Raw genomic sequence first — 6,383 nt, 5'->3', positions numbered from 1 at the left:
ACTTATTAAAAATAAATCAATTAATCGAATTAATTTTAGGGTGTTGGTCACTTCATTGATAATGCGATGCATTACCTATCAAGTGCCCACACAAATTGTCTTACAAACTTTTAAAGAACGTCTTGGCGAAGAACTTGCTCCGCTCAAGTGGAGGCGAATTATACATTGCACCTCGTACCTGTCAACATCTTTTGAAAACTTTTTTCACTCTTTTTTCAAGAGGCCTTTTCAGGCAAGTTTCGAGGGTAGATATCGACCACTTTTCAACCCTAATTCCTCTAACTAATGCTTGGCTTTTCTGCCGAAGCGGGGGCGCATTATATAGAGCGCCATTTCCCTGTCAACATCTTTTCTTAAACTTTTTCCAATTAATTTTGAAAGCTGCTTAATCGAGGCTTCCGAGCCTTTAATCCCAGGCTTTAGAATTTACTAATGCCTCGAAAGTGGAGCGCATTATAGAGAGCAAATCATAATGATCAACACTTATTTATAATTAATTTAAAATAAATAGATAGGTTGACTAGAAATCATGCAAACTGTTGTTTTTACAAACTAAATGCATAAAAAAAGGCCAGTTAAACTGGCCTTAATCACTGAATCACTGCTTTTACTTAACTTAAAGTCACAAAAGCAATTTTCTTTTTCCCCGCTTGAATCAGGTATTTTCCAGCATTAAGCATTAATGAAGGTTCAACAACTTGCCAGTCGACCTTTACTCGCCCGTTTTTCAGCATGTCTTTGGCTTGAGCGCCATTCACAGCTAAGCCGGCTCGATTGATAATAGCGCCAATCGGAAATTGCTCAGCGCCATCTAAAGAAACTTCTACTTCTGGTGTCCCTTCTGGCACTTCACCTTCCACAATTAAATTGCCTGCGCCTTTATGCGCATTTTCTGCAGCTTCAGCGCCATGAAAACGCTCAATGATTTCTTTCGCAAACAAGATTTTGATATCTCGCGGGTTAGTACCATTTTCAACATCTTTCTGTAGTTGTTCAATTTCGTCCAATGGCTTAAAGGACAGTAATTCATAATAACGCCACATAATAGAATCCGGCAGCGATAACAACTTTTGATACATAACACCCGGGGCTTCCGTAATGCCTACATAGTTATCCAGCGATTTAGACATTTTATTTACGCCATCTAAACCTTCTAATAATGGCATCATTAATACTACTTGTGGTTTTTGGCCATAATGCTTTTGCAGCTCACGCCCCATTAACAGATTAAATCGCTGATCAGTTCCACCTAATTCGACATCACACTCTAGCGCAACAGAGTCGTAACCCTGGGCCAAAGGGTAAATAAACTCGTGGATGGCGATAGGTTGTTCATTGGCATAACGCTTTTTAAAATCATCGCGCTCAAGCATTCTGGCTACGGTTGATAAAGACGTCAGCTTAATCATGCCGGCCGCCCCCAACTTATCCATCCAACTTGAATTAAACTCAACGATCGTTTTCTCTGGGTCTAGAATTTTAAAGACCTGCTCTTTATAAGTTTCGGCATTTTCAAGGATAGCTTCTTTGGTCAGCGGCTTGCGAGTTACATTTTTCCCCGTTGGATCGCCAATCAAACCGGTAAAGTCACCAATTAAGAAAACCACTTCATGACCAAGCTGCTGGAATTGGCGCATTTTATTCAGTAAAACGGTATGCCCCAAATGCAAGTCAGGAGCCGTCGGGTCAAAACCTGCTTTTATCCTTAATTTTTTACCACTTTTAAGGCGCTCAATAAGCTCTTCTTCTACTAATATCTCGTCAGAACCGCGCTTTATTTCAGCAAATGCTTTCTCAAAATCAGTCATTTTTTTCAGAAACCGTTAAATTTAGCTATTTTTACTTTGTAATGGTTAATTTTGCTAATACTAAAATCAAGCTCTAACCATTATTAAGTCTATTGATTGGAATAAAAGGCAAGGATAAAGGATCTTAGTCAGGATGCAATGAAATATTGTATTTTCACGACAAGACATATAAGTATTTATGCTTAAAAATCGTGAATTTTTCACATTTTTTAAGAAAACACCTTAAAACAACTGTTTTAACACAATTTTACATTGATCATTTCACTGTAGGCAGTTATTGTTAGAGCGCATTCCTTAAGTGCCATTTGTCAATAAAGTAAGTATAGCAACTAGTGACCTTGATGATTAACAAAGATTTTAAACACCTAAGTAGAAAGGACTCTCTATTTACGAAAAAGCGTAGAAATAGAAAACCTATTTTAATGTCTGTTCTGGGCTCTATTGCTCTAGTGTCTACTTATGCTTACATTAAAGATGACACTCAAGGCAAAACTCCTGAAATACGAACTTTAGGTTTTGCAGCTAATCTTAAAGATACCAATACCGATTTCTCTTTAACTAATTCAGATCAGAAACCTTCAATGCGCGTAGCTTCTGAAGAACTTCAGGTTAGTTTGGCTGATAACTCAACAACACTAATTGAGGCAATTCCGGCTGAACCCATTAAACTTGAACCAAGCACTCAGTGGCATACTATCGAAGTAAAAAAGGGCGATACATTAGCAAAAATTTTCCAAAAACAAGGTTATTCAGCAACTGACTTGCACTACCTGATGAAATCAGGAGACGATATCAGAGTTCTTAAAAGCATTCGTCCAGGGCACACGATTGAGTTCGCTCAAACCGAAGGTGAAGAAGGCTTTGAAAGTTTACGCTACCCTTTTAGTTTAAGCGAAACATTGGTCATCAATAAAGATTCAGCCAAAACATTCTCTTCTGAGGTTGAGCAGAAAGAAATCACCTTTGAACAACGCTTTGCGACCGCAAATATTAATAGCAGCTTTTATAATGCTGGTATCGAGGCTGGTTTACCTGATGGCGTAATCATGGAATTAGCTGGTGTTTTTGAATACGACATTGACTTTGCATTAGAGATTCGCCAAGGCGATTCTTTTTCTGTGCTTTACCAAGAAAAATTTATTGATGGTGAAAAAGTAGGTTATGGCGATATTTTATCTGCAGAGTTTATTAACCGTGGCGATCAATACGCAGCTGTACAATACACCGATTTAAAAGAGAGAACTGCTTATTACACTCCAGACGGTAAAGCATTACGCAAATCCTTCCTGCGAGCACCTTTAAAGTTTAATTACGTTAGTTCGAATTTTAATCCTCGTAGATTCCATCCGATTCAAAAGCGCGTAAAACCTCATCGTGGAGTAGATTATAGAGCTGCCACAGGTACACCGGTTAGAGCTTCTGGCGATGGCCGAGTGGTTCGCTCATCTTATGATAAATACAATGGCCATCATGTATTTGTACAGCACGGTAATAACATTACTACTAAGTACTTACACTTTTCAAAGCGCCGAGTTAAAAAAGGTGAGCGAGTAAAACAAGGGCAGATTATCGGCTATGTGGGTAGCACAGGTATGTCAGAAGCTCCTCACTTACACTATGAATTTCTAGTTAATGGTGTCCACCGTAATCCTCGAACAGTTAAGCTTCCGCATGCCGCACCGGTTGCAAAAAAAGAGCTAAGCCGATTCAAGGAGCAAACCAAAAATTTAATTACCCAATTAGAATATAAGCGTGTCGAGCATTTTGCCCGCTTGAATACTAATCCAGAAAACACTAAATTAGAACAATAATTTCTTCATAACGACTCCCTATGCCTTACTTCATAGGTCTTATGTCTGGCACCAGCGTTGATGGTGTCGATGCCGTTTTATGCGACATACAAGATAACTCTATAAAGCTAATCGAGTCTTTATGTTTACCTATTGCAGAGCCATTGCAAAACAAAATTCACGCCATTGCTAGCAGCCAATATCAGCATGATCCCATTGAAATGATGGGACATTTGGACGTAGAAATTGGCGATTTATTAGCACAAGCCGTAGCCGCTTTGTTAGAGAAGACTTCAATAGCGCCTTCAGAAATAACTGCTATCGGCTCACATGGACAAACCATTCGTCATATCCCAAACCACGTTCAAGCTTTTACTTTGCAGATTGGCGACCCCAATATCATTGCGGCCAAAACGGGCATTGATGTAGTGGCCGATTTTCGACGCCGAGACATGGCTTTAGGCGGCCAAGGTGCACCTTTAGTTCCGGCCTTTCATCACTCAATATTTAAAGACGCTGCGAGCAACCGAGTAATAGTTAACCTCGGCGGCATTGCTAATATTACACTTTTAACCAACAACTCAGACGTCATAGGTTACGATACCGGCCCGGCGAATACTTTAATGGATCAATGGATTAAGCTGCATAAAAACCAGTCCTTTGACCCTAATGGCGATTGGGCAAAAAGCGGGCAACTTGATGGCCACCTGTTAGAAGCTATGCTTGGCGATCCTTATTTTACTCAAGCAGCGCCAAAAAGTACCGGTCGTGAATACTTTAATTTAGGCTGGTTGAACCAATTTGATCTTGACTCTACTGAGGCCGCAGATGTTCAACGCACTCTGTTAGAGCTTACTGCGCAAACTTTATCTGATTCAATTGATAACCATTTAGACTCCGGCGAAATTTATCTTTGTGGCGGCGGTGTCCATAATGAATATTTAGCTGAACGCATTCAGACTTTAATTCCATCATTCACCGTTCAATCGACCTATCAACTTGGCGTTGATCCTGATTGGGTTGAGGCTATGGCTTTTGCTTGGCTTGCTGAGCGAACCATTAATCGCAAAGCTGGCAATCTTGCTGCCGTCACAGGTGCATCGCAGGATACAATATTAGGCGCCATATACCCGACATAACTCCGCCGATAGAATCATTAACTCATTGTTTTTATTGAGCTAACCCGCCATTGTCGTATTCTTTTCGCCTTGCCGTCGTGGTTTATGCCATAATCATTTCTCATAATAGATTCCAACAAACACAGATTCAGTAAAGATTATGCTTATCAAAAAATTACGCTTACAAAAAGGCTGGTCACAAGAACAATTGGCCGACATTAGTGGTTTAAGCACTCGCACAATTCAACGCTTAGAGCGCGGCGAAAATGCCAGTCTTGAGACGCTTAAGTCTTTAGCATCTGTGTTCGAAATCAATGTTGCTGAATTATCAGGACATTATCTTTTGGACAAAATAGAGGAACCGATTATGCAGCCCGACACAAAGCTAACTTATGATGAAGCAAAAGCCATTGAAAAAGTAAAAGAAATTAAAGGACTTTATATTCATTTGATTATCTTCTGCTTGGTTATTTCAGGTCTATGGATTTTAAACTTAATGACCTCGCCAAATGTAATTTGGGCTTGGTGGCCTACATTTGGTTGGGGTATTGGAGTCGCCGGACATGCAATTGGAGTTCTAGACTTGCCATTCCTTTTCGGAGCTGAATGGGAAAAGAAACAAATCGAAAAACGACTCGGTCGAAAGCTTTAAGTATTAAATACAAAAAAGGCGCTCAGTGAGCGCCTTTTTACTTTCGGTTTCTCTTAAAGAGAATTCTCTAAATTATTTTAAAGAACGGTTACCAAAACGCTTACGGAAACGGTCAACACGGCCACCAGTATCAAGCATTTTCTGCTTACCAGTGAAGAATGGGTGACACGCTGAACATACGTCCAAGTTCATGTCTGTGCCTGTTGAACCGACTTCAATTACGTTACCGCAACTACAAGTCGCTTTGATAGTTTTATAATTTGGATGAATATCATTTTTCATAGTCTTAGATCTCATTTTTGGAATCGCCATCTGGGCTGTAGTTATAGAAAGAACTACGCCAAACACGATCCGAGTACTTTTAAATTCGAGCGGCGATCATACGCCTGAGCCCAAGTGAGATCAAGCCCTTATCGTGAAATCTGTTTTAACAAATCCCAAATAAAAAAAAGCGACCAGAGGCCGCATTGTCACACTAACGTGTTGTTTTTTTTTGTGTTTTTATTCTTTTTTTAAAGCTTAATTAGTCTTTGCTCATATCAAATAGTGAAATGATTGCTACCAATAATGCAGCTGCGCCAACCATATAGCCAATGTTTAACATGATATCGGTCACTTTAGCGCCAACCATCGGAAGGGTATCTAAAGCATCTGCCGCCATTAAAAAAGCGATCGCAGAGATCAAGAAACGACGTGACTCGCCACCTGATACGTTTAGGAAACCAACCACCAAACCTGTTACCACTAAAACGATAGGAAACCATTCTTGCGATACAAATGCCCCTACTACAGCAATTACTAAACCTACTAAGAACGCAATGCTACCAATTTTCATGTGTCACCCCCAAGTCGTAAGACGTTGCAATTTTTCGAAATACATACATCTTGTGTTTGTTTTTTAATCAATTAGCAAATATTGTTGCTGAGCTAAGACTAACAGAGTTTGAACCAATCACTAGTCGTACCAGTTGCAAAATGTTTCGATACTTCTTCGAAAACCTTTTATTAATTGATA

The 6,383-nt window shown here is 39.7% G+C and carries 6 protein-coding genes; 3 read left to right on the top strand and 3 right to left on the bottom strand.

What is annotated here, in order from left to right; genetic code table 11:
• Positions 1–611: 611 nt before the first annotated feature.
• The gene (gene tyrS, locus GJS41_RS08955; RefSeq protein WP_154246931.1) at positions 612–1,808 is read right to left on the bottom strand and encodes a tyrosine--tRNA ligase; all 1,197 of its coding nucleotides are present in this window, start codon (positions 1,806–1,808) and stop codon (positions 612–614) included.
• 422 nt (positions 1,809–2,230) lie between these two features.
• Between tyrS and GJS41_RS08950 the strand changes: the two genes are divergently transcribed.
• The 3 genes from GJS41_RS08950 to GJS41_RS08940 all read left to right on the top strand — a co-directional run bounded on the left by GJS41_RS08950 (position 2,231) and on the right by GJS41_RS08940 (position 5,368).
• Positions 2,231–3,619 (top strand): peptidoglycan DD-metalloendopeptidase family protein, encoded by a 1,389-nt coding sequence (locus GJS41_RS08950; RefSeq protein WP_227551275.1) that lies wholly within the window; start codon positions 2,231–2,233, stop codon positions 3,617–3,619.
• Between the two features lie 20 nt (positions 3,620–3,639).
• Positions 3,640–4,737, top strand: coding sequence for an anhydro-N-acetylmuramic acid kinase (locus GJS41_RS08945; protein ID WP_154246929.1), 1,098 nt, complete (start codon positions 3,640–3,642; stop codon positions 4,735–4,737).
• A gap of 139 nt (positions 4,738–4,876) precedes the next feature.
• The gene (locus tag GJS41_RS08940; RefSeq protein ID WP_154246928.1) at positions 4,877–5,368 is read left to right on the top strand and encodes a helix-turn-helix domain-containing protein; all 492 of its coding nucleotides are present in this window, start codon (positions 4,877–4,879) and stop codon (positions 5,366–5,368) included.
• A gap of 72 nt (positions 5,369–5,440) precedes the next feature.
• On the opposite strand, the gene rpmE is transcribed toward GJS41_RS08940, so the two are convergent.
• Entirely contained in the window at positions 5,441–5,650 is a 210-nt protein-coding gene (gene rpmE, locus GJS41_RS08935) for a 50S ribosomal protein L31 (RefSeq protein WP_154246927.1), read from the bottom strand.
• Between the two features lie 241 nt (positions 5,651–5,891).
• Positions 5,892–6,203, bottom strand: coding sequence for a hypothetical protein (locus GJS41_RS08930; protein ID WP_154246926.1), 312 nt, complete (start codon positions 6,201–6,203; stop codon positions 5,892–5,894).
• Between the last annotated feature and the right edge of the window lie 180 nt (positions 6,204–6,383).

The organism is Kangiella sp. HZ709, assembly GCF_009674675.1.
Taxonomy (GTDB): Bacteria; Pseudomonadota; Gammaproteobacteria; order Enterobacterales; family Kangiellaceae; genus Kangiella.
This window is presented reverse-complemented; position numbering and strand designations above follow the sequence as displayed.